The sequence below is a fragment of the Pseudomonas sp. 382 genome (assembly GCF_002759075.1).
Taxonomy (GTDB): domain Bacteria; phylum Pseudomonadota; class Gammaproteobacteria; order Pseudomonadales; family Pseudomonadaceae; genus Aquipseudomonas; species Aquipseudomonas vlassakiae.
Map to the genome: position 1 here is coordinate 69,309 of NZ_PEMX01000007.1, position 26,316 is coordinate 95,624.

Consider the following 26,316-nt stretch of genomic DNA (forward strand, 5'->3'; position numbering starts at 1 on the left):
GTGGGAGCGGGCGTGCCCGCGAATGCGATGGTGGATTCACTACCGTATTCGCGGGCACGCCCGCTCCCACAGGGTTATTTTGTTTGTTCAGAATGGGCGTATTAATTTGGTTATATAAACATTCTTAAACAGTATTTTTAAGAATAACTGTGCCTCACTACTATTGCCTTCAAGCCAGGCAATGAACCCCTTCAAATCCCTGCCCGGCACCCTCACTCCAAGGAGAACGAGCATGAGTGCATCGCTGCGTAGCATCGACGGTCAGGACGAAGCCACCATTCTGCGTGAGATCCAGAGCGCCTTGCGCGACCTGCGTTTCGGTGCGGTGGAAATCACCGTGCACAACGCCCAGGTCGTGCAGATCGAACGCAAGGAGAAGTTCCGCCTGCAGCAGCCCGCCAACAAGGCCGGCTGATTCGCGCCACAACATCCAAAACTAGAAAAATGCCAATCGGGAGCTTCACCATGTCCATCCGCCGTTATGCGCTTGCCGCCCTAGCCAGTGCTGTTTTTGCCGGTTCCGCCATCGCCAAGGACTACGAACTGCTGAACGTGTCCTATGACCCGACCCGTGAGTTGTACCAGCAGTACAACGCCGAATTCATCACGCACTGGCAACAGGCCCATCCGGGCGACAAGGTGAAGATCCAGCAATCCCATGGCGGCTCGGGCAAACAGGCTCGTGCGGTGATCGATGGCCTGCGCGCCGACGTGGTGACCTTGGCCCTGGCCGGTGACATCGACGAAGTCGCCAAACTCGGCAAGACCCTGCCCGAGGACTGGCAGAAGCGCCTGCCGGACGCCAGCACCCCGTACACTTCGACCATTGTGTTCCTCGTGCGCAAGGGCAACCCGAAAGGTATCAAGGACTGGGGCGACCTGATCAAGAAGGACGTGTCGGTGATCACGCCCAACCCGAAAACCTCCGGTGGCGCCCGCTGGAACTTCCTCGCCGCCTGGGCCTATGGCCTGAAGACCGGCGGCAGTGAAGACAAGGCCAAAGCCTACGTGCAGGAGCTGTTCAAGCACGTGCCAGTGCTGGACACCGGTGCCCGCGGCTCGACCATCACCTTCGTCAACAACGGTCAGGGTGACGTGCTGCTGGCCTGGGAAAACGAAGCCTTCCTGGCGCTCAAGGAAGACGGTGGCGCCGACAAGTTCGACATCGTCGTGCCGTCGCTGTCGATCCTTGCCGAACCGCCCGTGGCGGTGGTCGACAAGAATGCCGAGAAGAAAGGTAATACCGAGATCGCTACCGAATACCTCAAGCACCTGTACAGCCCGGCCGGGCAGAAGATCGCCGCCGAGAACTTCTATCGCCCGCGTGACGAGAAAGTGGCTGCCGAATTTGGCAAGCAGTTCCCGAAACTGGACCTGGTGACCATCGACAAGGACTTCGGTGGCTGGAAGACTGCACAACCGAAGTTCTTCAATGATGGCGGTGTATTCGACCAGATCTATCAGGCACAGTAAGGGCCAAGGAAAAGCGGGGGCCGCTTTGCGGCCCTTTCGCGACACAAGGCCGCTCCTACAGGGGATACGCGTTCGTCTGTAGGAGCGGCCTTGTGTCGCGAAAGGGCTGCAGAGCAGCCCCAGGATTTTAGAAGCCTGCACCGGCCCCGGATCGATACGGGGCCAAGTGCGTTCAACCAAGGATATTTATGTCACGTCGCATTTCCCCCGTCATACCCGGCTTCGGGCTGACGCTGGGCTACACCTTGGTGTACCTCAGTCTGATCGTGCTGATACCGTTGGCTGCCATGTTCGTCCATGCCGCGCAGCTGACTTTCGAGCAGTTCTGGAATGTCGTCAGTGCGCCGCGGGTGATCGCCGCGCTCAAGCTGAGTTTCGGCACCGCCCTGTTCGCCGCCATCATCAACGGAGTGATCGGTACCCTGCTGGCCTGGGTGCTGGTGCGCTATACGTTCCCGGGGCGCAAGATCATCGACGCGATGATCGACCTACCGTTCGCCCTGCCCACCGCCGTTGCCGGTATTGCCCTGACCGCCCTGTACGCGCCTGCGGGCTGGGTTGGCCAGTTCGCCACCGACCTCGGTTTCAAGATCGCCTACACGCCGTTGGGCATCACCCTGGCGCTGACCTTCGTCACCCTGCCGTTCGTGGTGCGCACGGTGCAGCCAGTGCTTGCAGACATTCCGCGTGAAGTCGAAGAGGCCGCGGCATGCCTGGGCGCGAAACCGTTGCAGGTGTTCCGCCATATTCTCGCGCCAGCTCTGCTGCCTGCCTGGCTCACCGGTTTCGCCCTGGCCTTCGCCCGTGGCGTTGGCGAGTACGGTTCGGTGATCTTCATCGCCGGCAACATGCCGATGAAGACCGAGATCCTGCCGCTGCTGATCATGGTCAAGCTCGACCAGTACGACTACACCGGTGCCACGTCCATCGGCGTGTTGATGCTGGTGGTTTCCTTCATCCTGCTGCTGCTGATCAACCTGCTGCAGCGCCGCATCGAAACCCCTTGAAGGAGGCCGCATGTCCAGTTCAACCCTGAGCGCAAGCGCCGCCGCCAACGCCGCCCGGCGTGGCAGCGCCACCTCGCGGCGCGTCCTGATCGGCCTTGGCTGGCTGGTGTTCGCGCTGTTTCTGCTGTTGCCGCTGGTGATAGTGGTGTCGCAGGCGCTGAAGAATGGCTTCGGCACCTTCGTCGAGGCGATATTCGAGCCTGATGCCTTGTCGGCGCTCAAGCTCACCTTGCTCGCCGTGGTCGTTTCGGTGCCGCTGAACCTGGTGTTCGGTGTCAGCGCCGCGTGGTGCGTGAGCAAGTACAGCTTCCGCGGCAAGAGCATCCTGGTGACGTTGATCGACCTGCCGTTCTCGGTGTCACCGGTGATCGCAGGCCTGGTCTACGTGCTGATGTTCGGCGCGCAAGGCCTGTTCGGCCCCTGGCTGCAGGACCACGACATCCAGATCGTGTTCGCCCTGCCGGGCATCGTGCTGGCGACCATTTTCGTCACCGTGCCGTTCGTGGCCCGCGAGCTCATCCCGCTGATGCAGGAACAGGGCACGCAGGAGGAGGAGGCCGCGCGCCTGCTCGGCGCCAACGGCTGGCAGATGTTCTGGCATGTGACCTTGCCGAACATCAAATGGGGCCTGATCTACGGCGTGGTGCTGTGCACCGCGCGGGCCATGGGTGAGTTTGGTGCAGTGTCGGTGGTTTCGGGCCATATCCGTGGCGTGACCAACACCTTGCCGCTGCACGTGGAGATCCTCTACAACGAGTACAACCACGTCGCGGCCTTCAGCGTGGCCAGCCTGTTGCTGATCCTGGCGCTCTTCATCCTGCTGCTCAAGCAGTGGAGCGAGAACCGTATTAACCGCCTGCGCCACAGCGCCGCGGAGGAATGATTCATGTCGATCGAAGTTCGTAACGTCAGCAAGCGCTTCAACAGCTTCCAGGCACTGAACGCTATCAACCTGGACATCAACAGCGGCGAGCTGGTGGCCCTGCTTGGCCCCTCCGGCTGCGGCAAGACCACCCTGCTGCGCATCATCGCCGGCCTGGAAACCCCGGACCAGGGCAACATCGTGTTCCATGGCGAGGACGTGTCTGGCCATGACGTGCGTGATCGCAACGTCGGCTTCGTGTTCCAGCACTACGCGCTGTTCCGCCACATGAGTGTGTTCGACAACGTCGCCTTCGGCCTGCGCATGAAGCCCAAGGGCGAGCGCCCGAGCGAAAGCAAGATTGCCGAGAAAGTCCACGAACTGCTGAACATGGTACAGCTCGACTGGCTGTCCGACCGCTACCCCGAGCAGCTGTCCGGTGGCCAGCGCCAGCGTATCGCCCTGGCCCGCGCCCTGGCGGTGGAGCCCAAGGTGCTGCTGCTGGACGAGCCGTTCGGTGCGCTCGACGCCAAGGTGCGCAAGGAGCTGCGCCGCTGGCTGGCGCGGCTGCACGAGGACATCAACCTGACCTCGGTGTTCGTCACCCACGACCAGGAAGAGGCCATGGAAGTGGCTGACCGCATCGTGGTGATGAACAAGGGCGTGATCGAGCAGATCGGCTCGCCTGGCGAGGTGTACGAGAAGCCGGCCAACGACTTCGTCTACCACTTCCTTGGTGATTCCAACCGCCTGGCCTTGAGCGAAGGGCACCATGTGCTGTTCCGCCCGCACGAGGTGTCGCTATCGCGGCATGAGACCGAGGGGCACCATGCGGCCGAGGTGCGTGATATCCGGCCGCTGGGCGCCACGACGCGGGTGACCTTGAAGGTGGAAGGGCAGAGCGAGCTGATCGAGGCCGAGGTGGTCAAGGACCACGACAGCCTGACCGGGCTGGCGCGCGGGGAGACACTGTTCTTCCGGCCGAAGGTCTGGCAGAAGGTGGCGGATATCTGATCCATTTCAGGTATGGAGAACCCGGGCATGGTCCCGGGTTTTTTATTGCCTGGAAGATTGTCGGGCTGCTGTGCAGCCCTTTCGCGACGCAAGGCCGCTCCTACAGGAGTACGCGATCCCTTGTAGGAGCGGCCTTGTGTCGCGAAACGAGGGCGTAGCCCTCGCGGCAATCTGATGCCTTGCGCGAATATTTCGTATGCCGACAAAGCATCCCCTGATCGCTGTTGAGCCACACCCCGCGAAACCAGCGGGCTAGAGCCAACCCGGCCAAATACATATTCATTAAGGTTCTAACTTTAACTTAAAACATTACTTTCAGAGATAAGACCCTGCCCCCGATGATTCAGCCACACACCTGAATCAATAACCCCAGGAGTTTGATCAATGGGTAATGTCCAGTCGGCCGTCAGGGCCTACGACCAGCCATGGCGCCCGAGCCCGGGTGACCTGGTCGACCTTGGACGGACGCTTCGCCTGCCGTTGGGCCAGCTGCGCCTGCAACGCACCCCGGTCAGCGGCCTCAAGCGCCGTGACAAGCTGGCGCTGGGCCTGCTGGTGCTGGCCCTGCACGGTGCCGCTGCCTATTGGGTCAGCCAGGCCCCCACGCCCGCGCTGCCCGTGGTGCCGCCACAGATTCCGCCCATGACCATCGAGTTTGCCGCGCCCGCGCCGCCGGTGGTGCAACCGCCACCGCCAGCCCCGGCACCGCCGGTGGTCGAGCCACCGCCCCCGGTGATCGACGAGCTGGCCGCCAAGCCCAAGCCAAAGCCTAAACCCGTGGCCAAGCCGGTCGCCAAGCAACCACCCAAGCCCCAACCCAAACCGGTCGAGGCGCCGCCGCCTGCTCCGGTCGCGGCCCCGGCGCCGCCTGCGCCACCCGCGCCGGCACCGGTCACGCCGCCTTCGGCCAACGCCGCGTACCTGAAGAACCCGGCACCGGAGTACCCGCAAATGGCCCTGCGCCGTGGCTGGGAAGGCACCGTGCTGTTGCGCGTCGAGGTGCTGCCCAGCGGCAAGCCGGGGCAGATCCAGATCCAGCAGAGCAGTGGCCGCGATGCCCTTGACGCCGCCGCGCTGGCTGCGGTCAAGCGCTGGAGCTTCGTCCCCGCCAAGCAGGGCGATGTGGCCCAGGCCGGCTGGGTCAGCGTGCCAATCGATTTCAAGCTTCGCTAACTTTTTCGCAGAACACAGGAAGACATCATCATGAGCCTGCTGGCATCTCCCCTCGAATCCGTTGAAAGTGCAGTCATCTGGCTGCTGGTCGGTTTTTCCGTCGTCACCTGGGGCCTGGCCCTGGTCAAGATCGTTCAGTTCGTACGGCTGAAGAATCAGGACAAGCGCTTCCACCAGCAATTCTGGGCCGCATCGAGCCTCGACTCGGCGGCGGAAATAAGCCACGAACTGCCAGGCCCGGCCGCCCGTGTCGCCCAGTCCGGTTATGCGGCGATTGCGGTCGGTGAAGCGCACGCCAATGACCTGAGCCACGCCATCAACCACCAGGACCGCCTCGAACGCGCCTTGCGCCAGCAGATCGTGCGTGAGCGTCGCTCGCTGGAAACCGGCCTGGCGGTGGTTGCCAGTATCGGCAGCACCTCGCCCTTCATCGGCCTGTTTGGCACCGTGTGGGGCATCATGGAAGCGCTCAAGGGTATCAGCGCGGCCGGCTCCGCCAGCCTCGAAACCGTGGCCGGGCCGATCGGCGCGGCGCTGGTCGCCACCGGTGTGGGTATCGCCGTCGCGGTGCCGGCGGTGCTGGTCTACAACTACTTCCTGCGCCGCCTCAAGCTGACGGCGGCCGACCTCGATGACTTCGCTCACGACTTCTACAGCCTGGCGCAGAAGAGTGCCTTCCGCGTGCTGGTGCACCCGGCTGTGCACAAGGCCCAGGGTGGTTTCACCCAGCCGGTGAAGGAGGCGTCCTGACATGGCCTTTTCGACCCAGGATAGCGACGAAGTCCTCAGTGAAATCAACGTCACGCCGCTGGTGGACGTCATGCTGGTACTGCTGGTGGTGTTCATCGTCACCGCGCCGCTGCTGACCAACGCCATTCCGATCAACCTGCCCAAGACCGAGGCCGTGGCGCCAGTGGAGCAGAAGGACCCGTTGGTGGTGAGCATCGATGGGGGTGGCAAGCTGTTCATCAACAAGGACGAGATCCAGCCAGACCTGCTGGAAAGCAACCTCAAGGCGGCCAAGGACAAGGACGCCGACGTGCGTGTGCAGCTGCAGGCCGATGATGGCGTGAACTATGGCGAAGTGGCGCGGGCCATGGCTGCGATCGAGCGCGCCGGGATCAGCAAGCTGGCGGTAATAACTGCACGGTAATCTTCACCTTCTTCAGGCAAGTGCTTAGGGGCCACATCTCTTGGCAGGGGTTGGCCCTTTTTTTTGCCTGTTATCTAGGTGCAATTTTAGTTATTAATAAATATCTTCTTATTCCTTTACGAATATAAATGCCTCCCTATACTGATTCCCAAGCACGCAAACTTACTGGAGGCGTCCCCATGCGCAATGAGTCAATCCGTTACCTGATTGTGCCGGGCTGGCAAGGATCGCCAGACAACCATTGGCAGAGTCACTGGCAGCGCACGTTGCCCAACAGCGCCCGGGTCGAGCAGCAGGACTGGCTCACCCCACAGCGCCGCGATTGGGTGCAGGCGCTGGAGCAGGCGATTGCCGCCGAACGCTCGCCGGTGATTCTCATCGCTCATAGCCTCGGCTGCATCACCGTCGCCCACTGGGCCGCACACGCAAGCCCAACCCTGCTGCGCCGGGTGCGCGGCGCGTTGCTGGTGGCGCCGGCGGATGTCGAGCGACCCGCCTGTGCGCCGGCCTTGCGCAACTTCGCGCCGATCCCCCTGCAGGCGCTACCGTTCCCAAGCCAGGTGGTCAGCTCGGACAACGATCCGGCGGTCAGCGTGCCACGTGCGTTGTACCTGGCCCAGGCGTGGGGCGCCGAGGCGGGCCTGCTGAGCAATGCCGGGCACATCAACGTGAAGTCCGGCCATGAGCGCTGGGAACAAGGCTTCGCCTACCTGTATCGCCTGCAAAGCCGGGTCGAGCAGCGCGCATTGCGCCGCGCCTGATCGGCCCCGACCGTTCACCGTTTGCCTGACGCCCGGCCACCGATGGCCAGGGGCGGGAGTTCGTCATGACTTTTCAAAGCCCGTTCGGCCAGCCGCTGCTGACCTTCCCTGAACTGGACAAGAGCCCCCTGAGCATCCGTGCCAAGGCGCTGGTGTTCATCGACCCGCGCTCGCAGCAGCTGCGTCAGGCCCTGGAGCAGCTGGCGCCACAACCGGTACCGGTACTGATCCGCGGCGAGACCGGTACCGGCAAGGAGCTGCTGGCCCGGCAGATCCACCGGGCCAGTGATCGCCCCGGGCTGTTCGTCTCGGTCAACTGCGCGGCCATCAGCCCGACCTATGCCGATGCCGAACTGTTCGGCTACAGCGCCGGCAGCCAGGGCGGTACGGCCAGCAGCCGCGCCGGTTGGTTCGGTTCGGCCAATGGTGGCACCTTGTACCTGGACGAGATTGCCGACTTGCCGCTGGCGATCCAGGGCAAGCTGCTGGCGGCGTTGGAGAACCGCGAGGTCACCCGTGTCGGCGCGCAGCAACCACAGCCGGTGGACGTCCGCCTGGTAGCCGCGACCAGCATAGACTTGACGCGGGTGGTGAAGGCCGGGCGCTTCAATGAGCGCCTGTACCAGTACCTGCGCGAGGGCGCGCTGGAGCTGCCGCCACTGCGTGAGCGCCCGGGCGATATCCTGCCATTGGCCGAGTATTTCGTGGGTATCTACAGCGTGCGCCTGCAGCGCCCACTGGCGCTGATCAGCGAGGCCGCGCAACAGCTGCTTGAAGCCCATGCCTGGCCAGGCAACACCCGCGAGCTGGAGAATGTGATCCACTTCGCGCTGTTGGTGAGCGAGGACGACGAGCTGCTGCCGCAGGATCTCGATTTGCCCAACCCCGCGAGCTAGACGAGCTATAAGCAAACTGGATGGTGGCATTTTGTTTTTGGAATAAGCAGCTAATTAAAAGATATTGTTAGGGAATAAAAAATCTCGGTATCGTCCGCCTCACGCCCTCCAGTGAAACGGTTGGGCATCCGACTTCGCCATCCGCGATGGCCCAGATCCAGAACAAGGAACACCATGAAAAAGACCCTGCTGACCACTGCCCTGGCCGCCGCTCTGTCGTTCGCTGGCCTGGCATCTGCCGCCGAGAAACTGGTCGTGGCCGCGACCCCGGTACCGCACGCCGAGATCCTCGAGCTGATCAAGCCGACCCTGGCCAAGGAAGGTGTGGACCTGCAGATCAAAGTCTTCACCGACTACGTGCAGCCGAACGTACAGGTTGACCAGAAGCGCCTGGACGCCAACTACTTCCAGACCCTGCCGTACTTGCAGAACTTCAACGAAGGCAAGGGCACCCACCTGGAAACCGTGATCGGCGTGCACGTCGAGCCGTTCGGTGGCTACTCGAAAAAGGTCAAGAGCCTGAGCGAGCTGAAAGAAGGCGCCAGCGTTGCCATCCCGAACGAGGGCAGCAACAGCGGCCGCGCCCTGCTGTTGCTGCAGAAGGCCGGGCTGATCACCCTGAAGGACCCGAAGAATGCCCTGGCAACCCCGAAGGACATCGCCGAGAACCCGAAGAAGCTGAAGTTCCGCGAGCTTGAATCGGCCATGCTGCCGCGCGTGCTGGACCAGGTCGACCTGGACATGATCAATACCAACTACGCCCTGGAAGCCGGCCTGAACCCGGCCAAGGACGCGCTGGTGATCGAAGGCAGCGACTCGCCGTACGTGAACTTCCTGGTAGCCCGCCCGGACAACAAGAACAGTGAGGCCATCCAGAAGCTGGCCAAGGCGCTGACCAGCCCTGAGGTTAAGGAATTCATCGCCAAGAAATACCAGGGTGCGGTACTGCCTGCGTTCTGATGGTTGGGTGGCTGTATGAAAACGCCGACGCAATTGCGTCGGCGTTTTTGTGTGTGGCTGGCCTCACTGGCCTCTTCGCGGGCAAGCCCGCTCCCACAAGAAGCTGTGCGAAGCCTGTGGGAGCGGGGTTGCCCGCGAAGAGGCCAGGACAGGCTTATGCCGAAGGTAGTCCACCCAAAGCCCGGCGCAGTGCCAGCAGCCACAGCAGTTGATCGTTGGAATCAGGCGAGCAGGGGCTGTTCATCATTATCGTCCTTGTCGGTGATGGCCTTGCATGTAGCAGTCTGAAGCGTTTTGAGGCGTTTGTTGCAGGAAAGTTTCAGTTGCCTCGTCTATCTCAGGGTTTTCGCGGTAGCCAGTTCAGCAGAAACGCGTTGACCACCTGCGGGTTCTCCAGGCTGGAGATATGCCCCGCAAACGGTATCTGCGCCGCCAGGCAGCCAATGATCCGCGCCATCTCGTTGGACTCTTCAGGCGGCCGCGGAATGTCCTGGTCTCCACAGATCACGATGGTCCTGTCACCCTTCAGCTCACCCAGCCGCCCCAGCAGGTCCGGCCGCCCGAAGATCACCCGCCCCATTGGGTCCAGGCTGTTGCGAATCACCTCGGCACTGCTCGCCTTCAACGCCGCCCGGAAGCCATCGCGCACCTCGGGCACCGTCTGCCCACCGGCATGGAAGAAGATCGGCACGACGATGTCCAGCAGTGGCTCAGGGAACAACCCCGCCGCACTCGCCGCATCCAGCAAACCGAAGTACTTCAGTCGGGTCGCCTCCGGCTCGGCGCCGAGGTAGGTGTCCATCAGCACCAGGCGGTCGACCCGCTCGGGGTGTTCGATGGCCAGTTGCGCGCCCCACATGCCGCCAACCGACAAGCCGACCAGGTGGCACTGGGGTATGTCCAGCGCGTCCAGCAATGCCAGATGCTGACGGGCCAGTGCGCTCATGTCGGTGGTGGTGGCGGGCGGAGCATCGGAGTCACCGTGGCCCCAGAGTTCGGGGACGATGACCCGGAAGTGCTGTGACAGGGCCTCGACCTGTGGCTGCCACATTTCGGCCGACCACAGGTAACTGTGGCCGAGCAGCACCGGGAAGCCCTGGCCTTGGTCGACATAGCTCATGCGAGCGCCATCGATTTCGATGAAGTGTTTTTGCATGGAACAGTCTCTTCAGCAGTTTTCAAGGGTTTTCAAGATTACTCACGGGTGCCGGGGACAAGCCTGAGGGTGCTCTGCGCTGGAATCACGCCCATCTGCGCCCGCTGGTATTTCCCTTCGACATACCCTTCGGCCTGGTCCGCGAAATGCCGGTCGAATGGCACGCCACTCTGCCCGACCGGGTTGCTGGTCAGCGCCCGCCCGGCATCGGCGAAGTCGATCAGGCGCCGCGTCGACGGGCCATAGGTCACTGGCCACGGCGCCGGGCCGATCTTCGCCGACAGGTTGTTTGGTACCTCATGGGTGCCGGGGGCGGCAAATGGGCCGACATTGAACAGCAGGTTCAGCGGCTTTTTCGCGCCCAGTGGATGGTTGTGGGTCAGGGTATGGGCCTTGCCCCATTGCCAGCTGGCCGGGTCCTTGCCAAGCGTGTCGCGCAAGTGGCCAAGGCTGTTCTGCCAGGCCACGCGCACGATGGCGGTGCGGTCAGTGCGCTGGCTGGCGCCGCGGGTGTTCCACCAGGGCGAATCGGCGTCTGCAGCCAAGCGCGGCAGTGCGGCATCGATGGCGCGGGTGCTGATCAGCACCGGGAACCAGGTGTCACCCAGTTCGTCATGCAGCGCGGCCTGGGCCAGCTCGTAGAGGAACTGGTTGAACAACGTGGCGCTGGTGGAGTCCAGTGGATAGTCGCCGCGCCAGGCAGCCAGCTGTTCGACCAGTTCCTTTTCCTCGTCACCCTGGGCGATCTGGCGCAGGGTCGCCAACAAGGGCGCCAAGGTACGTGGGCCGTAGTCGTTGGCCGTATCGAGCTGCAGCGCCTGGCTGTTCTGCATGTCCCATTTCACCTGCGGGTTGGCCAGCTGGCGGTCGAGCTGGCGGCCGCGGTCGGGGAGGTTGTAGTAGCCGGGTATCGGTACCACGGCCGGGGGCTGGTAGTTGGCCGAGACGATATAACCGCTGGCCGGGTTTTCCTGTTGCGGGTTGACGCTGAACGGGTAGAAACCGGGTTTGTCTGCCTGCCTGCTGGCGCCGTCGAGGATGAACGCCGGGTTCACCCCGTCAGAGCGGATCGGCAACTTCGCCGCCGCCCACCAGCCGATGTCGCCACGGGCATTGGCCCAGACGAAGTTCAGCCCCGGCGCCTGCACCTTGGCCGCCGCTTCGCGCATCTTGCCCAGGGTGTCAGCGCGATTGAGCTGGTAGAAGCCCTCGAGGATCGGGTTCTCGGTTTCGAGGAACGCCCACCACATGGCAATCGGCGTGGTCCCGGCCGTCGCGCCGAGAACCTCGTTGACGATCGGCCCGTGGGGTGAGCGGCGCAGGTTGATGGTGACGGGTTGCTCGCCTTTGACTGCAATCTGCTGCGCGGTCTTTTCCAGCGTTTGCCACTGGCCGTCGATCATGACCTGGTCAGCGTTGGCAGGGTTGGTCTTTTCCGCGATCAGGTCGACGTCATCGTTCTGGAACATGGTCAGGCTCCAGCCGAAATCACGGTTGTGCCCCAGCATCGCGAACGGGTTCAGCGCCTGGAAGTAGCCGTACAGGTTGAAGCCGGGCGCCGAAAGCTCTGCCTCCCACCAGACGGCGGGCACGGCAAAACTGATGTGCGGATCGCCCACCAGCAAGGGTTTGCCGCTGCGGGTGCGGCTGCCGGAAACGGCCCAGGCATTGCTGCCCTCGAACTGCGGGATGCCGGCTTCTACCAGCGCCTCGTGACTGGCGCGGGCCACGGCTTCGAGGCTTTGCCAGTCCGCCGCCGCCAGTGGCGTGCCCAGGGCGCCCTGCGGTTGCCAATCGAGGTCAAAAATCTTCAAGTATTGCGGGCCGAGCTGGTCGCGGATGTAGGTCAGTGCGGGTTCGGTGCGAAACGCTGCGGCGAAACTGTAGGCCAGGTAACCGGCGATGCTTAGCGTGTCTTCGGCAGTGAACGGCCGTGGCGTGATGCCGATCAGGTCGAACTCGATCGGTTTGGGGTGGCTGGCCTGCCAGGCGTTGACGCCCTCGAGGTAGGCCTGCAAGGCTTGCCAGGCGGGCGATTGGTGGTCCTGGCGCTGCGCCATCAGCGCAGCCTGCTCGCGGATGCGCAGGCTGCGAAACAGGGTGTCGGTGGGCAGCAGCTTGTCGCCCAACACTTCGGCCAGCTCGCCACGGGCCAGGCGGCGCATGATCTCCATCTGGAACAAACGGTCCTGGGCATGCACGTAGCCCAGGGCGCGGTACAGGTCCGCTTCGCTCTGTGCTTGCAGATGAGGCACGCCGCGGGCGTCGTAGCGCACGCTGACCGGGCCTTGCAGCCCGGCCATGGCCACTTCGCCCTCACGCTGCGGCAGCTTGCCGTGCACGTACCAGTAACCGGCGCCAGCGGCCACGGCAACGACCACGGCCAACAGGGTCAGGCTGCGCTTCATCGAAACTCCTTGTGCATTCGAAGGGAAACTGTGGTCCGATCATCAACGGATTCGCGAACAGAGCATAGCCCTCTCAAAGGAGTTTCCATGTCCCTCAGCGAAAAACAGAAAATGCTCAGTGGCCAGCTCTACCACGCCGGCTGCCCCGAGCTGCAGGCTGAACAGATTGCCAACAAGCACTGGATGCACCGCTACAACAACAGCGTCGAGCTGCTCAATGACGCGCGCAACGGTCTGCTGGCCGAGCACTTCGGCCATGTCGGCGAAGGTACGGTGATCCGCCCGCCGTTCTACTGCGACTACGGCTACAACATCAGCGTCGGGCGCAACACGTTCATGAACTTCAACTGCGTGATCCTCGATGTGGTGCCGGTGCGCATCGGCGACGACTGCCAGATCGGCCCCAACGTGCAGATCTACACGGCTGACCACCCGCTCGACCCCGACGTCCGCCGGAGCGGGCTGGAAAGCGGGAGACCGGTGACCATTGGCAACAACGTGTGGATCGGCGGTGCTGCGATCATCCTGCCGGGGGTGACCATTGGTGACAATGCCGTGATTGGAGCTGGCAGCGTGGTGACCCGTGATATACCCGCCGGGGCGACGGCGGTGGGCAACCCGGCGCGAGTGCGTCAGCCGGCCCATGGGCAGTAGCAGCCCAGGCCCACGGTGTTGGAGGCGCTGACTTTGCGGCCGGCCAGCAGCGTCTTTATGATCGGTTCGATGAAGCTGTTGCTGGCGTTGCACACGGCGCCTTCGCTGTAGGGGCCGAAATAGGCCAGGTTACCTTGGCGGTCCCAGATGGCCACGGCGGGAGAGGCGGGCAAATGTTCGCTGCCGGGCAAGTGGGCGATGGGTTGCAGGCTGCTCAGGTTGGCGGGTAGCTGGCCGTGGCTGCCAGCCTTCTGCAGGACGTGGAAGGTCACGCCCTGGCCTGCGAACTGGGTGATCAGGTCGCCAAGGTGCTGCTGGTTGCCAACGTTGCACGGACAGGCCGGGTCCCAGAAGTGCACCACGCGGACCGGGCCGGGGCCGGCGAGGTCGGCGGGCAGTTGCAGCTGGCTGCCGTCGAAAAAGGTGGTCTGGTTGTCGAACGGGCGCAGGTAGCGGGACTGGAAAGTGGCGTAGGCCTGCCAGAGCACAAGGGCGCAGAGCACCAGTGCGAGGCCCGCCGATATCTGTCTGATGGTTCGAATCTTCATGAAATGTCCGCGGCCTTCTTGTGGGAGCGGCCTGTTCGAGGTGAGCAAGCTTGCCACGACGCCGGCCAGAGCTGAATATCCCAGATCAATACTCGTTCCGCCTTGGATGTACTTGATGCCCGCTGCCTTTCATCCCGATCTCCTGCGTGCCAGCCTCGCGCCGTTGGCCAGACGCCAGCCGTTGGCCGCGCAGGCGCAGGACTACCAGCGCTTCTATGGCCTGAACCTGCCGGCGCAGAGCTGGCTGGGCGGTTTCCAGGCCGCGGGGTTCGAACTGGTCGGGCAGGTCTGGTTGCCTGAACAGCCGGTCGCGACGTTATTCTTGCTGCACGGCTACTACGACCACATGGGCCTCTATCGCCATGTGATCAACTGGGCGCTGAAGCGCGGTTACGCGGTGATCAGCTGTGACCTGCCAGGTCACGGCCTGTCCAGTGGCGAGCGCGCCAGCATCAGCAATTTCGCGTTGTACCAGCAGGTGCTGGAGGCCTTGTTCGAACAGGCGCGTGGCCTGGAGCTGCCACGGCCCTGGCACCTGTGCGGGCAGAGCACCGGTGGCGCCATCGCTGTCGATCATTTGCTGAACGAAGGCGAGCGCAGCCCCATCGATGGCGAGGTGATCCTGCTGGCGCCGCTGGTGCGGCCCCGGTCCTGGCGCTGGTCGAAATTCAGTTATCGGGTATTGCGCCACTTCGTCAACGGCATCGAGCGGCGCTTCAGCGAGAACACCAACGACCCGACCTTCCTGCCCTTCCTCGAAGCCGACCCGCTGCAACCGCGGCGGCTGCCCACGGCCTGGGTCGGCGCTTTGATTGCCTGGGTCAAGCGTATCGAGGCGGCGCCGCACTGCGCGCGACGGCCATTGATCGTGCAGGGCGAAGCGGACGGTACGGTGGATTGGCCCTACAACCTCGAAGTGCTCAAGGCCAAGTTCAGCGAGCCACAGATCCTGATGTTGCCCGAAGCTCGCCATCACCTGGCCAATGAGCTGCCGGACATTCGCCGGCGTTACTTCGATTTCATCGAGCAGCGCCTGGGCTGATCATTTGAGGTCGGCGCTGTTCTGGCCCACCGCCAGGCCGGCACGCACCGCAGCCACGGCGGCCTGGTAATAAGCCTTGCCGTCTGGCGACTCGGCGAAGGTGGCGAATTCTTCCAGCTCGTCGTCGGACAGGTCGCGGTAGACGTACAGCAGAGTGTTGTTCAGGTCTTCGCCGATCTGCCCCATCAGACGCTGGCGCTGGCCGTCGAGCAGGCTTTGGGCCTGGGTGGCGCCGAACAGGCCGGGGATCATCGAGCTCAGGCTGTCGGCGGCTACGCCGGCGATCGCCAGGCTGACTTCGGCGCCGGCCTCGCGGGCTGGAAGGGCCCGGGCCAGGTGGCCTATGACCAGCAAGCGATTGTCGCTGGCCTGCATCTTCGGCAGGCCCTTGGCGTTCTTGGCCAGCTGGTCCTTGCGCGTGGCCAGCAGCTCGGCGGCGACAATCTTGCGCCCCAGCGGCGACTGGAAGAAGGCCAGCGCCGGCGCCGGGTTGGGCAACGTGCTGCGCAGCATGGCCAAGGCACGATTGTCCATCGCCTGGGCCTGGAAGCGCTGGTTGCTGTTGTTGACCAGCGCCTGGTAAACCGCAGGTGGCAGGCTGTTGCGGTAGCGCTGCTGGGCCGCGCTCACGGCATCGGAAAAGTGGGCGCGCTGGTCGGGCCAGCCGGCGGCCTTGTACAGTTGATCAAGGGTGTCTGCCCAGACAGGCATGGTGCAGATCATCAGCAGAAGCAGGGAAAACAGACGGCGCATTCAGGACTCCTGTCGGCAGGCGGCTATTGTCCTAGGCCCGGCGCCGTTTTGTCGAGCAATCCGAGCGCTTCTCAGCCAAGTGGCGCTGTGCGCCGACAGGGCGAATGGATATGATGCGCGCCATGCACATCTCCCCTGAAAACCCGATGCTTGCGGCCGTCGTCGACGATCTGGCCACCCGTGGCTGGTCGCAGCAGGCGCTCTTCCTGCCTGCCGACCTGGTGCGCGCGCTGGCGGCTGAATGCCGGCGCCGTGATGCCGAAGGCGAACTCAACCCGGCCGGCGTCGGGCGCGGTGATGCCCAGGAGGTGCGCGAGAGCATTCGCGGTGACCAGATCCAGTGGATCGACCCCGGCCAGGCCGAGGCCTGCGACCAGTACCTGGCGGCGATGGACCAGTTGCGTCAGGCCATCAACCAGGGCCTGTTCCTGGGCCTGGAAGATTTCGAATGCCACTTCGCCCTGTATCCACCGGGGGCGTTCTATCGCCGCCATCTGGACCGCTTCCGCGACGATGACCGGCGCATGGTGTCGGCGGTGCTCTATCTGAACGAAGACTGGCTGCCGGAGGACGGCGGGCAGCTGCGCATGTTCCTGGCGGACGATGTCGAGCACGATGTGCAGCCGGTGGCAGGTTGCCTGGCGATATTCCTTTCCGGTGAGGTGCCGCACGAAGTGCTGCCGGCCAGGCGCGAGCGCCTGTCGTTGACCGGCTGGTTCCGGCGCCGTGGCAATGACCCGTTCTGATCTGCCCAAGGTGCTGGTGAGCGCCTGCCTGCTGGGCCAGCCGGTGCGCTATGACGGTCGGGCCAGTGGGCATCCCGATGTGTTGCGGCAGTGGCAGGCTGAAGGGCGTGTGGTGCCCTTGTGCCCGGAGGTGGCGGGCGGTTTGCCGACACCGCGGCCACCGGCGGAGATCCCCGGAGGTCAGGGCTCGCAGGTGCTCGCGGGTGAAGTGCAGGTGCTGACGGTGACCGGCGAGGATGTCACTGGCGAATTTCTCGCCGGGGCACAGCAGGCGCTGGCGCTGGTGCGGCGGCATGGCATTGGGGTGGCGGTGCTGAAGGCGGGCAGCCCTTCGTGTGGCAACCGCTTGACCTACGATGGCACCTTCAGCGGGGTGAAGGTGCCGGGCGAGGGGGTGACCACGGCATTGCTGCGGCGTGAGGGCGTGCAGGTCTTCAGTGAGCTGGAGCTGGAACAAGCGCAGCAGGCGTTGGCTCGCCTGCCTGCATGGCCTTGAACCACTTATTCTCCAGCTCCTCCGTGCGGCCTTTTTCCTTAAGGCGGTCGAGCGCTTTGTTCAACGCGGTCTCGAACGCCGGGTTGTCCTTCTGGAAAGGGATCACCAGCTTCTTGTCGCCAAATGCTTGGCTCACATCGAACGAGCCATCCGACTTCAGCGATTCGCTCGCCGGGGTCAGGGCGATGTCGTACGTGCCCTTTTCCACACCTGGCAGGACTTCCGCTGCCGTCGCCTCGACAAAATCGGCACGCAGGCCCAGTTCACTGGCCAGATCCTGGCCAAACTCGATTTCAAAGCCGGTCAGGCGTTCGCTCTGCTGATCCTTGAATGAATAGGGTGCGTTGTCGGGCTGCACGGCAATGCGCAGTTCGCCCCGGTCGTTGATGTCGTCTATCAGCTCGGCCTGAGCCAATGGAGTGATCAGTACTGCCAGCAGTACGCCTATGGTCGAACGCATGTAATGCCCCTTTTTCTTCAGCAGATGAGTAACTTTCGCCGCGACTTTCTTCCCCGTCGCAGTCGAGCGCAGCCTATGACCTTGAAGCCTTGGCGAGGTTTAACCCTAACTGAAATATTTGTCTTTGTGGGCTATCGTGAACTACCGCCGCCATTCGTTTAACTGGCAGCGGTCAATAAGTGAATCAAGGAGAAGTGAATGAACAGCCTATTTTCGCGTGCTGCCGTAGCGGGTTTGCTGGTGGGCGTCTCGGTGTTCGCCAGCGCCGCTGATGCCCTGAAGAGCCAGGAGCCGCCCGCGGGTGCCAAGGTTTCCATCCTTTCCCCCAAAGATGGCGAGCAGGTCGCCGCGACATTCACCGTCAAGTTCGGCATCGAGGGCATGCAACTCAAGCCTGCGGGAGACCAGACCCCGCATACCGGCCACCATCACCTGCTGGTGGATGTGGACAAGGAACCTGTAGCCGACATGCCGCTGCCGACCAGCCTGATGCCGGCAGCTGGTACCGCGTTGCCGGCCGGCCCGCAAGTGCTGCACTTCGGCAAGGCGCAAACCGAAACGACCATCACCTTGACGCCGGGCAAGCACACCCTGCAACTGGTGCTGGGTGACCAATATCACGTGCCATTCAAGCCAAGTGTCGAATCGAAGAAGATCACTGTTGAAGTGAAATAAAAAAGGGAGGCCGCCAGGGCCTCCCTTTTTCTTGCCGCCAGCGACCTTAGAACAGGACGCGCGAACGGATGGTGCCCTTGACCTGTTGCAGTTTTTCTTGCGCCAGGTCGGAGTACTCGGCGTCAACGTCGATCACCACGTAACCCACTTTCTCGTTGGTCTGCAGGAACTGACCGGAGATGTTGATGCCGTTCTCGGCGAAGACCTTGTTGATCTCGCTGAGCACGCCCGGGATGTTTTCGTGGATGTGCAGCAGGCGGTGCTTGCCTGGGTGTGCTGGCAAGGCAACTTCCGGGAAGTTGACCGAGGAAACGGAAGTACCGTTGTCGCTGTACTTGACCAGCTTCTCGGCGACTTCCAGGCCGATGTTGGCCTGGGCTTCGGCGGTGGAACCACCGATGTGCGGGGTCAGGATCACGTTGTCCAGGCCACGCAGCGGGCTTTCGAACTCTTCGTCGTTGGAGCGCGGCTCGACCGGGAACACGTCGATGGCAGCGCCGATCAGGTGCTTGTCCTTGATTGCGGCAGCCAGGTGGTCCAGTTCGACCACGGTGCCACGGGCGGCGTTGATCAGGATCGAGCCCTTCTTCATCGCACGGATTTCTTTCTCGCCGATCATCCACTGGGTGGACGGCAGTTCAGGCACGTGCAGCGAAACGATGTCGGCCAGGCCCAGCAGCTCGTTGAGGCTGGTGACCTGTACAGCGTTGCCCAGCGGCAGCTTGGTCAGCGGGTCGTAGAAGTACACTTGCATGCCCAGGTTTTCTGCCAGGACCGACAGTTGGGTACCGATCGAGCCGTAGCCGACGATGCCCAGCTTCTTGCCGCGGATCTCGAACGAGTTGGCTGCGCTCTTGATCCAGCCGCCACGGTGGCAGGAAGCGTTCTTCTCAGGGATGCCGCGCAGCAGCAGGATGGCCTCGGCCAGCACCAGTTCGGCCACCGAACGGGTGTTGGAGTAAGGTGCGTTGAAGACGGCGATGCCACGCTCGCGGGCTGCTGCCAGGTCGACCTGGTTGGTGCCGATGCAGAAGCAGCCGACGGCGACCAGTTTCTTGGCGCAGTCGAAGATTTCCTCGGTCAGTTGGGTGCGCGAGCGGATGCCGATGAAGTGGGCATCGGCGATCTTTTCCTTCAGCTCGGCATCCGGCAATGAACCGGTGAGGTATTCGATGTTGGTGTAGCCGGCAGCCTTGAGGGTATCGACTGCGTTCTGGTGCACACCTTCAAGAAGAAGGAACCGGATCTTGCTCTTGTCGAGAGAAGTCTTGCTCATCTGCGTAAACCTGTATCCCGGAGAAAAAATGGCGAGGACTGATGCCAGGCGCTACGGCAGCCTTAGCATGAACAGCGGGGGGGCTATGCTAGCATACGCGACACAATCTGAGCTTATCCCGACAGGTGAAGTGTGCTCAGGGTGACTATGAATAAGTCGAGAGTTCCAGCGATGACCCACCCCGCTGTAATTGATGAACTGATGACCCTTGTCGACCCTGGCAAGGTCCTGACCGACCCCGTTTCCCTGGACGCCTACGGCAAGGACTGGACCAAGCACTACCCACCCGCGCCCACGGCCATCGTGTTCCCCAAGACCGTAGAACAGGTGCAGGCCATCGTCCGCTGGGCCAACCAGCACCACGTCGCACTGGTACCGTCCGGCGGGCGTACCGGGCTTTCCGCCGGGGCTGTGGCGGCCAATGGCGAAGTCGTGGTCGCCTTCGACTACATGAACCAGATTGTCGGTTTCAATGCCTTCGACCGCACCGTAGTGTGCCAGCCCGGGGTGATCACCCGGCAGTTGCAGGCCTTTGCCGAAGAACACGGCCTTTATTACCCGGTGGACTTCGCCTCCAGCGGCTCCAGCCAGATTGGCGGCAATATCGGCACCAATGCCGGCGGCATCAAGGTCATCCGTTACGGCATGACCCGCAACTGGGTGGCTGGTCTGAAAGTGGTCACCGGCAAGGGCGAACTGCTGGAACTGAACAAAGACCTGATCAAGAACGCCACGGGCTACGATCTGCGTCAGCTGTTCATCGGCGCCGAAGGCACCCTGGGCTTCGTGGTGGAAGCGACCATGCGCCTGGATCGTGCCCCGCGCAACCTCACGGCGATGGTGCTGGGCACGCCGGATTTCGACTCGATCATGCCGGTGCTGCATGCCTTCCAGGGCAAGCTCGACCTGACCGCCTTCGAGTTTTTTTCCGACAAGGGCCTGGCCAGGATCATGGCCCGTGGCGATGTGCCTGCACCGTTCGCCACCGACTGCCCGTTCTATGCCTTGCTGGAGTTCGAGGCCAGCACCGAGGAGGTTGCCAACGAAGCGCTGGCCACCTTCGAGCATTGTGTCGAGCAGGGCTGGGTGCTGGATGGGGTGATGAGCCAGAGCGAAACCCAGCTGAAGAACCTGTGGAAACTGCGCGAGTACCTTTCCGAGACCATTTCCCACTGGACGCCCTACAAGAACGACATTTCCGTCACCGTTTCCAAGGTGCCGGCGTTCCTGCGCGATATCGATGCCATCGTCAGCGAGCATTATCCGGACTATGAGGTGGTCTGGTACGGCCACATCGGTGACGGCAACCTGCACCTGAACATCCTCAAGCCCGAGCACATGAGCAAGGATGACTTCTTCGCCTCATGCACCAAGGTCAACAAGTGGGTGTTCGAGATCGTCCAGCGCTACAACGGCTCGATCTCTGCCGAGCACGGCGTGGGCATGACCAAGCGCGACTACCTGGGCTACAGCCGCTCGCCCGAAGAAATTGCCTGCATGAAGGCAATAAAGGCCGTCTTCGACCCTAACGGCATCATGAATCCGGGTAAGATCTTCGCTCCTGAACAAAAGCAGTAAGCAAAGGAGTCGGCAATGAGTTACCAGCACCAGTACGTAGACGGCACGCGCATTCATTTCCCGCTGGGCAAGGTAGTGTGCATCGGCCGCAACTACGCCGAACACGCCAAGGAACTGGACAACCCCATTCCTGCCGAACCGCTGCTGTTCATCAAGCCGGGCAGCTGCGTGGTGCCATTGGAAGGCGGGTTCAAGATCCCGACCGACCGTGGCTCGGTGCACTACGAGGCGGAAATTGCCGTGTTGCTGGGCAAGCCGCTGTCGTCCAGTGCGTCCGAGGAAGAAGTGCTGGATGCCATTTCCGGCTACGCCCCGGCGCTGGACCTGACCCTGCGCGACGTGCAGGCCAAGCTCAAGGAAAAGGGCCTGCCGTGGGAGCTGTGCAAGAGCTTTGATGGTGCTTGCGTGCTGCCACCGTTCGTTTCCGCAGCGTCCTTTGAAGATGTGACCGATATTCCGGTGCGCCTGACCATCAATGGTGAAGTGCGCCAGGACGGCAACAGCGCGATGATGCTCAACCCTATCGTGCCGATCATCCAGTACATGGCGGCGCATTTCTCGCTGCAGGCAGGGGATGTGATCCTGACCGGCACGCCGGCCGGTGTCGGGCCGTTCAATGTCGGTGACGAGCTGGTGCTGGAGCTGCCGGGCGTCTGCCGCTTCGAGAGCCGGGTGCTCTGAGCCCATACCGCGGCGGCCTTCTTCGCGGGCTCGCCCGCTCCCACAGGTGATGCACAAGCCTCAGGCTCTATGCGATCCCTGTGTACGGGCGTGCCCGCGAAGAGGCTGGCGCGGTTTACCGATTTTTTCACACCCCATCCGGATAATGCGCGGATCTTCGCCCATGTCCCCAGGAATTTCGCATGCCAGCATCCTCCAGCGCATCCGCATCCCCCAAGCGCCGCTTCTACCTGCGCTGGACCTTCGGCCTGGCCGTTGCGGCGGTGATCGGTTACGGCGTGGCCGTGGCCATGCACTGGGATGACCGCGGCATGCTGTGGGTCAAGGAAGGCTTCGAAACCAGCGCCGAGCGTAGCGAAAGCGTGTGGCTGCCGGACTATCAGGTCGACATCGACGGCAAAGTGTTGCCGGGCATGGAGGATGACGAAGCTTCGGACATCGCCTACAGCCCGCACACTCGCACGTTGTTCGCGGTGATGGGCAAGAACCCGTACCTGGTCGAGCTCAGTCTCGACGGCGACGTGCTGCGCAAGATACCGCTGGTGGGCTGGAACAACCCGGAAGGCGTCGCCGTGATGGAAGATGGCCATTTGGCGATCACCGATGAACGCCTGCACGACCTGACCGTGGTCAAGGTGGATGCCCAGACCGTTTCGCTGAACCACGCGGATTTCCAGAGTTACGACCTGGGCGAGTCGATGAAGCGCAACAAGGGCTTCGAAGGCGTCGCCTGGGACCCGATGCGTCAGCGCCTGGTGATCGGTGAGGAGCGGCCGCCGAAGCTGTATACCTGGAGCAGCGACGGGCGCAGCCCGCTCAAGGGTGACAAACAGGTCTTGGCCAACGACGAACTCGACTTGCGTAACCTGTCGGCCCTGGGTGTCGACCCGCGCACGGGGCATCTGTTGGTATTGTCGGCCGACTCCAACATGCTGCTGGAGCTTGATGAGCAGGGTCAGCAGGTCAGCTTCATGACCTTGTTGGGAGGTTTCAACGGCCTGCAGCACACCATCCCGCGTGCCGAAGGCGTTGCCATGGACGATCAGGGCAACCTGTACATGGTCAGCGAGCCGAACCTGTTCTATCGCTTCAAGAAGAACGACTGACCGGGTACCTCGGCTCGCTCGGGCTCGCCGTTACTCGGCCTTGAGGGTCTTCACGCCTTCGGCGGTACCCAGCAACAGCAGGTCCGCCGGGCGCGCCGCGAACAGGCCGTTGGTCACCACGCCGACAATGGCGTTGATCTGTGCTTCCAGCTCAACCGGATTGGTGATTTGCAAGTTGTACACATCGAGGATCACGTTACCGTTGTCGGTTACCACGCCCTCGCGGTACACCGGGTCACCGCCCAGCTTGACCAGCTGACGCGCCACGTGGCTGCGGGCCATCGGGATGACCTCGACCGGCAGCGGGAAGGCGCCCAGCACCGGCACCAGCTTGCTGCCGTCGGCGATGCAGATGAAGGTCTTGGCCACGGCCGCGACGATCTTCTCGCGAGTCAGGGCCGCGCCGCCGCCCTTGATCAGGTTCAGGTGCGCGTCGCTTTCGTCGGCGCCATCGACATAGAACTCCAGCTCGCTGACGCTGTTCAGCTCATAGACCGGGATGCCATGGCCCTTCAGACGCTGGGCGGTGGCCTCGGAGCTGGCGACCGCGCCATCGAAGGCGGCCTTGTGCTGGGCCAGGGCGTCGATGAAGAAATTGGCGGTCGAACCGGTGCCGACGCCGACGACGCTCTTTTCATCCAGCTTTGGCAGAATGAAGTCGACAGCGGCCTGGGCGACGGCCTGTTTGAGTTGGTCCTGGGTCATGCGGGCTCCGGAAAGGGGCAGGGCGGTAGTCAAAGGAGCCTAGTATAACGGCTCGGGCGGCTTTGCTGTGGTCGCCCGACGTAGCGCTGGGGTAGACTCGCAGCCCTTGTCCCGCGGCCAGTGATGCTTTCCCGATGCTCGAACAGTACGTCAAGAAGATCCTCACCTCGCGCGTCTACGACGTCGCTGTCGAAACCCCGTTGCAGAGCGCCGGGCAGCTGAGCAAGCGCCTGGGCAACCAGATTCTGCTCAAGCGCGAAGACCTGCAGCCGGTGTTCTCGTTCAAGATCCGCGGGGCGTACAACAAGCTGGCGCAGCTGACCCAGGAAGAGCTGGCCCGCGGCGTGGTGACTGCTTCGGCTGGCAACCACGCCCAGGGCGTGGCCCTGGCGGCCCGGGAGCTGGGCATCAAGGCCACCATCGTGATGCCCAAGACCACGCCGGAGATCAAGGTTGAAGGTGTGCGCTCGCGCGGCGGCAAGGTAGTGCTGCATGGCGATTCGTTCCCGGAAGCGCTGGCCTACTCGCTGAAGCTGGTCGACGAGAAAGGCTTCGTCTATATCCACCCCTACGACGACCCGCACACCATTGCCGGCCAAGGCACCGTGGCGATGGAAATCCTTCGTCAACATCCGGGGCAACTGGACGCGATCTTCGTCCCGGTGGGCGGCGGGGGCCTGATTGCCGGCATTGCGGCCTATGTGAAGTACCTGCGCCCGGAAATCAAGGTGATCGGCGTCGAGCCGGACGATTCCAACTGCCTGCAGGCAGCGATGGCGGCTGGCGAGCGCGTGGTGCTGCCACAGGTCGGGCTGTTCGCCGACGGCGTGGCGGTGGCGCAGATTGGCCAGCACACCTTCGACATCTGCCGCCACCATGTGGATGAGGTGGTGACTGTCAGTACCGATGAAATCTGCGCGGCAATCAAGGATATCTACGACGATACCCGATCGATCACCGAACCTGCCGGCGCGTTGGGCGTGGCGGGTATCAAGAAGTATGTCGAGCTCAGTGGCGTGACCGGGCAGACCTTGGTTGCCATCGACTCGGGCGCCAACGTCAACTTCGACCGCCTGCGCCATGTGGCTGAACGTGCCGAGCTGGGCGAGAGGCGCGAAGCCATCATCGCCGTGACCATCCCCGAGCGCCCGGGCAGTTTCAAGGCATTCTGCGAGGCCGTCGGCAAGCGTCAGATCACCGAATTCAACTACCGCAAGCACACCTCCGATGAGGCGCACATCTTCGTCGGCGTGCAGACCCACCCGGAAAACGACCCCCGCGCCGCGCTGGTGCAGCACCTGATCGAGCAGGGCTTCCCGGTGACCGACCTGACCGACAACGAACTGGCCAAGCTGCACATCCGGCACATGGTCGGTGGGCATTCGGCCGGTGCCAGCGACGAGATCGTGCTGCGCTTCGAGTTCCCCGAGCGGCCGGGGGCGTTGTTCAACTTCCTCACCAAGCTGGGGGGGCGCTGGAACATCTCGATGTTCCACTACCGCAACCACGGTGCGGCTGACGGGCGCGTGGTGGCAGGCTTGCAGGTGCCGGAGGACGAACGCCACCTGGTACCGGCGGCGCTGGCCAAGATCGGTTACCCGTACTGGGACGAGACAGACAACCCGGCGTACAAGCTGTTCCTGGGTTGAGCGGCTAAGCTTGGCTTATTGCTCAAGGATGTGAAGACATGGAACACCTCACCACCCTCAAGGCCCTGCACATCACCGCCACCGTGCTGTTGCTGCTGGGCGCCCTCGGGCTGGCGGCCTGGACCGTGCGTGCCCGTCGCCACGGCGATGCCCAGGCCTACGCCAAGCTGCTGCGCCGCCCGCTGGTGTTCGTCTGGGGGGGAATGGGGCTGTGCCTGTTGAGCATGCCGTTCACTGGCTGGTGGCTGGTGCATCTGGTGGGGTGGCCGCTGGGGCAGACCTGGGTGCTGGCCTCCAGCGTCCTCTATACGTTGGGCGCGTTTGCCGGATGGTGGCTGCTGGTGCGGCTGAACCGGCTGCGCAAGGCTGAAGTGGTGGGGTTGCGCTTCACCCTGGCCCTGGCGGTGTTCAGCGGGGTGTGTTTGCTGTCCATCGCCGGCTTGATGGGCGCCAAGCCGGTCTGAAGCTTGGGCAGGGCTTCGCGCGCCATTGCGATACGAGGAGTTTTCACCGCACTGCACATAAGCGTGGCGGGCGCGTTGCTGCGCTCGCAGGCTTTGTGGAACAATGCGGTGACATGCGTTTGCGAGGTTGCTGCCGTGATCGACCCCGATGGTTTTCGCCCCAATGTTGGGATCATTCTTACGAATGATGCCGGGCAGGTGCTATGGGCTCGACGGATCAACCAGGATGCCTGGCAATTCCCCCAGGGTGGTATCAACCCTGACGAGACGCCAGAAGATGCCCTGTACCGCGAGCTGAACGAAGAAGTTGGCCTTGAACGCGACGATGTGGAAATTCTTGCCTGCACCCGCGGCTGGTTGCGTTATCGTTTACCCCAGCGGCTGGTCCGCACCCACAGCCAACCGCTGTGCATCGGCCAGAAGCAAAAGTGGTTTCTGCTGCGCCTGGTGAGCAATGAACAACGGGTGCGGATGGACCTGACCGGCAAGCCGGAGTTCGACGGCTGGCGCTGGGTCAGCTATTGGTATCCGCTGGGCCAGGTGGTGACATTCAAACGTGAAGTCTACCGCCGCGCCCTGAAAGAGCTTGCACCGCGTCTGCTGACGCGCGACTGACCACG

The 26,316-nt window shown here is 63.0% G+C and carries 29 protein-coding genes; 22 read left to right on the forward strand and 7 right to left on the reverse strand.

Features of this window, described 5'->3' with window-relative positions; all coding sequences use genetic code 11:
• Window positions 1-232: 232 nt before the first annotated feature.
• The 11 genes from oscA (at window position 233) to CQW31_RS10570 (ending at window position 9,299) form a co-directional block, all read left to right on the forward strand.
• Window positions 233-415: a sulfur starvation response protein OscA gene (gene oscA / locus CQW31_RS10520; protein WP_099814438.1), complete on the forward strand. Its 183-nt coding sequence runs from the start codon at window positions 233-235 to the stop codon at window positions 413-415.
• A 50-nt stretch (window positions 416-465) separates the two neighbouring features.
• A complete protein-coding gene (locus CQW31_RS10525; RefSeq protein ID WP_099814439.1) occupies window positions 466-1,473 on the forward strand; it encodes a sulfate ABC transporter substrate-binding protein in 1,008 nt (335 codons plus the stop codon).
• 188 nt (window positions 1,474-1,661) lie between these two features.
• Window positions 1,662-2,480 (forward strand): sulfate ABC transporter permease subunit CysT, encoded by an 819-nt coding sequence (gene cysT / locus CQW31_RS10530; protein WP_054885473.1) that lies wholly within the window; start codon window positions 1,662-1,664, stop codon window positions 2,478-2,480.
• A 10-nt stretch (window positions 2,481-2,490) separates the two neighbouring features.
• Window positions 2,491-3,363 carry a sulfate ABC transporter permease subunit CysW gene (gene cysW, locus CQW31_RS10535; protein ID WP_054885474.1) on the forward strand — a complete coding sequence of 291 codons (873 nt, stop codon included), beginning with the start codon at window positions 2,491-2,493 and terminating at the stop codon, window positions 3,361-3,363.
• A 3-nt stretch (window positions 3,364-3,366) separates the two neighbouring features.
• Window positions 3,367-4,356, forward strand: a complete 990-nt coding sequence (locus CQW31_RS10540) for a sulfate/molybdate ABC transporter ATP-binding protein (protein ID WP_054885475.1) — start codon at window positions 3,367-3,369, stop codon at window positions 4,354-4,356.
• Window positions 4,357-4,740: 384 nt separating this feature from the next.
• Window positions 4,741-5,529 (forward strand): energy transducer TonB, encoded by a 789-nt coding sequence (locus tag CQW31_RS10545; RefSeq protein WP_099814440.1) that lies wholly within the window; start codon window positions 4,741-4,743, stop codon window positions 5,527-5,529.
• Between the two features lie 30 nt (window positions 5,530-5,559).
• Window positions 5,560-6,279 (forward strand): MotA/TolQ/ExbB proton channel family protein, encoded by a 720-nt coding sequence (locus CQW31_RS10550; RefSeq protein ID WP_054885477.1) that lies wholly within the window; start codon window positions 5,560-5,562, stop codon window positions 6,277-6,279.
• A 1-nt stretch (window position 6,280) separates the two neighbouring features.
• A complete protein-coding gene (locus CQW31_RS10555) occupies window positions 6,281-6,682 on the forward strand; it encodes a biopolymer transporter ExbD (RefSeq protein ID WP_054885478.1) in 402 nt (133 codons plus the stop codon).
• A 179-nt stretch (window positions 6,683-6,861) separates the two neighbouring features.
• A complete protein-coding gene (locus tag CQW31_RS10560; RefSeq protein WP_054885479.1) occupies window positions 6,862-7,443 on the forward strand; it encodes an alpha/beta hydrolase in 582 nt (193 codons plus the stop codon).
• A 65-nt stretch (window positions 7,444-7,508) separates the two neighbouring features.
• Window positions 7,509-8,339 carry a sigma 54-interacting transcriptional regulator gene (locus CQW31_RS10565; protein WP_099814441.1) on the forward strand — a complete coding sequence of 277 codons (831 nt, stop codon included), beginning with the start codon at window positions 7,509-7,511 and terminating at the stop codon, window positions 8,337-8,339.
• Window positions 8,340-8,513: 174 nt separating this feature from the next.
• Window positions 8,514-9,299, forward strand: a complete 786-nt coding sequence (locus CQW31_RS10570) for a MetQ/NlpA family ABC transporter substrate-binding protein (protein ID WP_054885481.1) — start codon at window positions 8,514-8,516, stop codon at window positions 9,297-9,299.
• Window positions 9,300-9,636: 337 nt separating this feature from the next.
• Here the strand turns inward: CQW31_RS10570 and CQW31_RS10580 are convergent, their stop codons facing one another.
• A complete protein-coding gene (locus CQW31_RS10580) occupies window positions 9,637-10,455 on the reverse strand; it encodes an alpha/beta fold hydrolase (RefSeq protein ID WP_099814442.1) in 819 nt (272 codons plus the stop codon).
• Between the two features lie 38 nt (window positions 10,456-10,493).
• Entirely contained in the window at window positions 10,494-12,863 is a 2,370-nt protein-coding gene (locus CQW31_RS10585) for a penicillin acylase family protein (protein WP_099814443.1), read from the reverse strand.
• Between the two features lie 87 nt (window positions 12,864-12,950).
• On the opposite strand from CQW31_RS10585, the gene CQW31_RS10590 reads away from it, so the two are divergent.
• Window positions 12,951-13,517 carry a sugar O-acetyltransferase gene (locus tag CQW31_RS10590; protein ID WP_099814444.1) on the forward strand — a complete coding sequence of 189 codons (567 nt, stop codon included), beginning with the start codon at window positions 12,951-12,953 and terminating at the stop codon, window positions 13,515-13,517.
• Here the strand turns inward: CQW31_RS10590 and CQW31_RS10595 are convergent.
• Window positions 13,496-14,065 carry a DUF6436 domain-containing protein gene (locus CQW31_RS10595; RefSeq protein WP_099814445.1) on the reverse strand — a complete coding sequence of 190 codons (570 nt, stop codon included), beginning with the start codon at window positions 14,063-14,065 and terminating at the stop codon, window positions 13,496-13,498. The genes CQW31_RS10590 and CQW31_RS10595 overlap by 22 nt on opposite strands.
• A 115-nt stretch (window positions 14,066-14,180) precedes the next feature.
• Between CQW31_RS10595 and CQW31_RS10600 the strand changes: the two genes are divergently transcribed.
• Window positions 14,181-15,107 carry an alpha/beta hydrolase gene (locus CQW31_RS10600; RefSeq protein WP_099814446.1) on the forward strand — a complete coding sequence of 309 codons (927 nt, stop codon included), beginning with the start codon at window positions 14,181-14,183 and terminating at the stop codon, window positions 15,105-15,107.
• Here the strand turns inward: CQW31_RS10600 and CQW31_RS10605 are convergent, their stop codons facing one another.
• Window positions 15,108-15,860, reverse strand: a complete 753-nt coding sequence (locus tag CQW31_RS10605; RefSeq protein ID WP_099814447.1) for a DUF2059 domain-containing protein — start codon at window positions 15,858-15,860, stop codon at window positions 15,108-15,110.
• A gap of 113 nt (window positions 15,861-15,973) precedes the next feature.
• On the opposite strand from CQW31_RS10605, the gene CQW31_RS10610 reads away from it, so the two are divergent.
• Window positions 15,974-16,606 (forward strand): 2OG-Fe(II) oxygenase, encoded by a 633-nt coding sequence (locus CQW31_RS10610; RefSeq protein WP_054885531.1) that lies wholly within the window; start codon window positions 15,974-15,976, stop codon window positions 16,604-16,606.
• Complete coding sequence (locus tag CQW31_RS10615) at window positions 16,593-17,102, forward strand: DUF523 domain-containing protein (protein ID WP_099814448.1); 510 nt, start codon at window positions 16,593-16,595, stop codon at window positions 17,100-17,102. The genes CQW31_RS10610 and CQW31_RS10615 overlap by 14 nt, the downstream gene beginning before the upstream one ends.
• On the opposite strand, the gene CQW31_RS10620 is transcribed toward CQW31_RS10615, so the two are convergent.
• The gene (locus CQW31_RS10620) at window positions 17,041-17,562 is read right to left on the reverse strand and encodes an ABC transporter substrate-binding protein (protein ID WP_054885493.1); all 522 of its coding nucleotides are present in this window, start codon (window positions 17,560-17,562) and stop codon (window positions 17,041-17,043) included. The genes CQW31_RS10615 and CQW31_RS10620 overlap by 62 nt on opposite strands.
• Before the next feature lie 198 nt (window positions 17,563-17,760).
• Between CQW31_RS10620 and CQW31_RS10625 the strand changes: the two genes are divergently transcribed.
• Entirely contained in the window at window positions 17,761-18,237 is a 477-nt protein-coding gene (locus CQW31_RS10625; RefSeq protein ID WP_054885494.1) for a DUF4399 domain-containing protein, read from the forward strand.
• Between the two features lie 46 nt (window positions 18,238-18,283).
• On the opposite strand, the gene serA is transcribed toward CQW31_RS10625, so the two are convergent.
• Entirely contained in the window at window positions 18,284-19,513 is a 1,230-nt protein-coding gene (serA, locus tag CQW31_RS10630) for a phosphoglycerate dehydrogenase (protein ID WP_054885495.1), read from the reverse strand.
• Window positions 19,514-19,684: 171 nt separating this feature from the next.
• On the opposite strand from serA, the gene CQW31_RS10635 reads away from it, so the two are divergent.
• The 3 genes from CQW31_RS10635 to CQW31_RS10645 all read left to right on the forward strand — a co-directional run bounded on the left by CQW31_RS10635 (window position 19,685) and on the right by CQW31_RS10645 (window position 22,878).
• Window positions 19,685-21,091, forward strand: coding sequence for an FAD-binding oxidoreductase (locus tag CQW31_RS10635; RefSeq protein WP_054885496.1), 1,407 nt, complete (start codon window positions 19,685-19,687; stop codon window positions 21,089-21,091).
• 15 nt (window positions 21,092-21,106) lie between these two features.
• Entirely contained in the window at window positions 21,107-21,772 is a 666-nt protein-coding gene (locus CQW31_RS10640; protein ID WP_054885497.1) for a fumarylacetoacetate hydrolase family protein, read from the forward strand.
• Between the two features lie 182 nt (window positions 21,773-21,954).
• Window positions 21,955-22,878: an SdiA-regulated domain-containing protein gene (locus tag CQW31_RS10645; RefSeq protein ID WP_054885498.1), complete on the forward strand. Its 924-nt coding sequence runs from the start codon at window positions 21,955-21,957 to the stop codon at window positions 22,876-22,878.
• Between the two features lie 30 nt (window positions 22,879-22,908).
• On the opposite strand, the gene rpiA is transcribed toward CQW31_RS10645, so the two are convergent.
• Window positions 22,909-23,583, reverse strand: a complete 675-nt coding sequence (gene rpiA / locus CQW31_RS10650) for a ribose-5-phosphate isomerase RpiA (RefSeq protein WP_054885499.1) — start codon at window positions 23,581-23,583, stop codon at window positions 22,909-22,911.
• Window positions 23,584-23,717: 134 nt separating this feature from the next.
• Between rpiA and ilvA the strand changes: the two genes are divergently transcribed.
• From ilvA to CQW31_RS10665, 3 genes are all read left to right on the forward strand, one after another.
• Window positions 23,718-25,232, forward strand: a complete 1,515-nt coding sequence (gene ilvA / locus CQW31_RS10655; RefSeq protein WP_054885500.1) for a threonine ammonia-lyase, biosynthetic — start codon at window positions 23,718-23,720, stop codon at window positions 25,230-25,232.
• 38 nt (window positions 25,233-25,270) lie between these two features.
• Window positions 25,271-25,696 (forward strand): DUF2269 domain-containing protein, encoded by a 426-nt coding sequence (locus CQW31_RS10660; RefSeq protein ID WP_054885501.1) that lies wholly within the window; start codon window positions 25,271-25,273, stop codon window positions 25,694-25,696.
• Between the two features lie 135 nt (window positions 25,697-25,831).
• The gene (locus tag CQW31_RS10665; protein WP_003249017.1) at window positions 25,832-26,311 is read left to right on the forward strand and encodes an RNA pyrophosphohydrolase; all 480 of its coding nucleotides are present in this window, start codon (window positions 25,832-25,834) and stop codon (window positions 26,309-26,311) included.
• Window positions 26,312-26,316 lie beyond the last annotated feature (5 nt).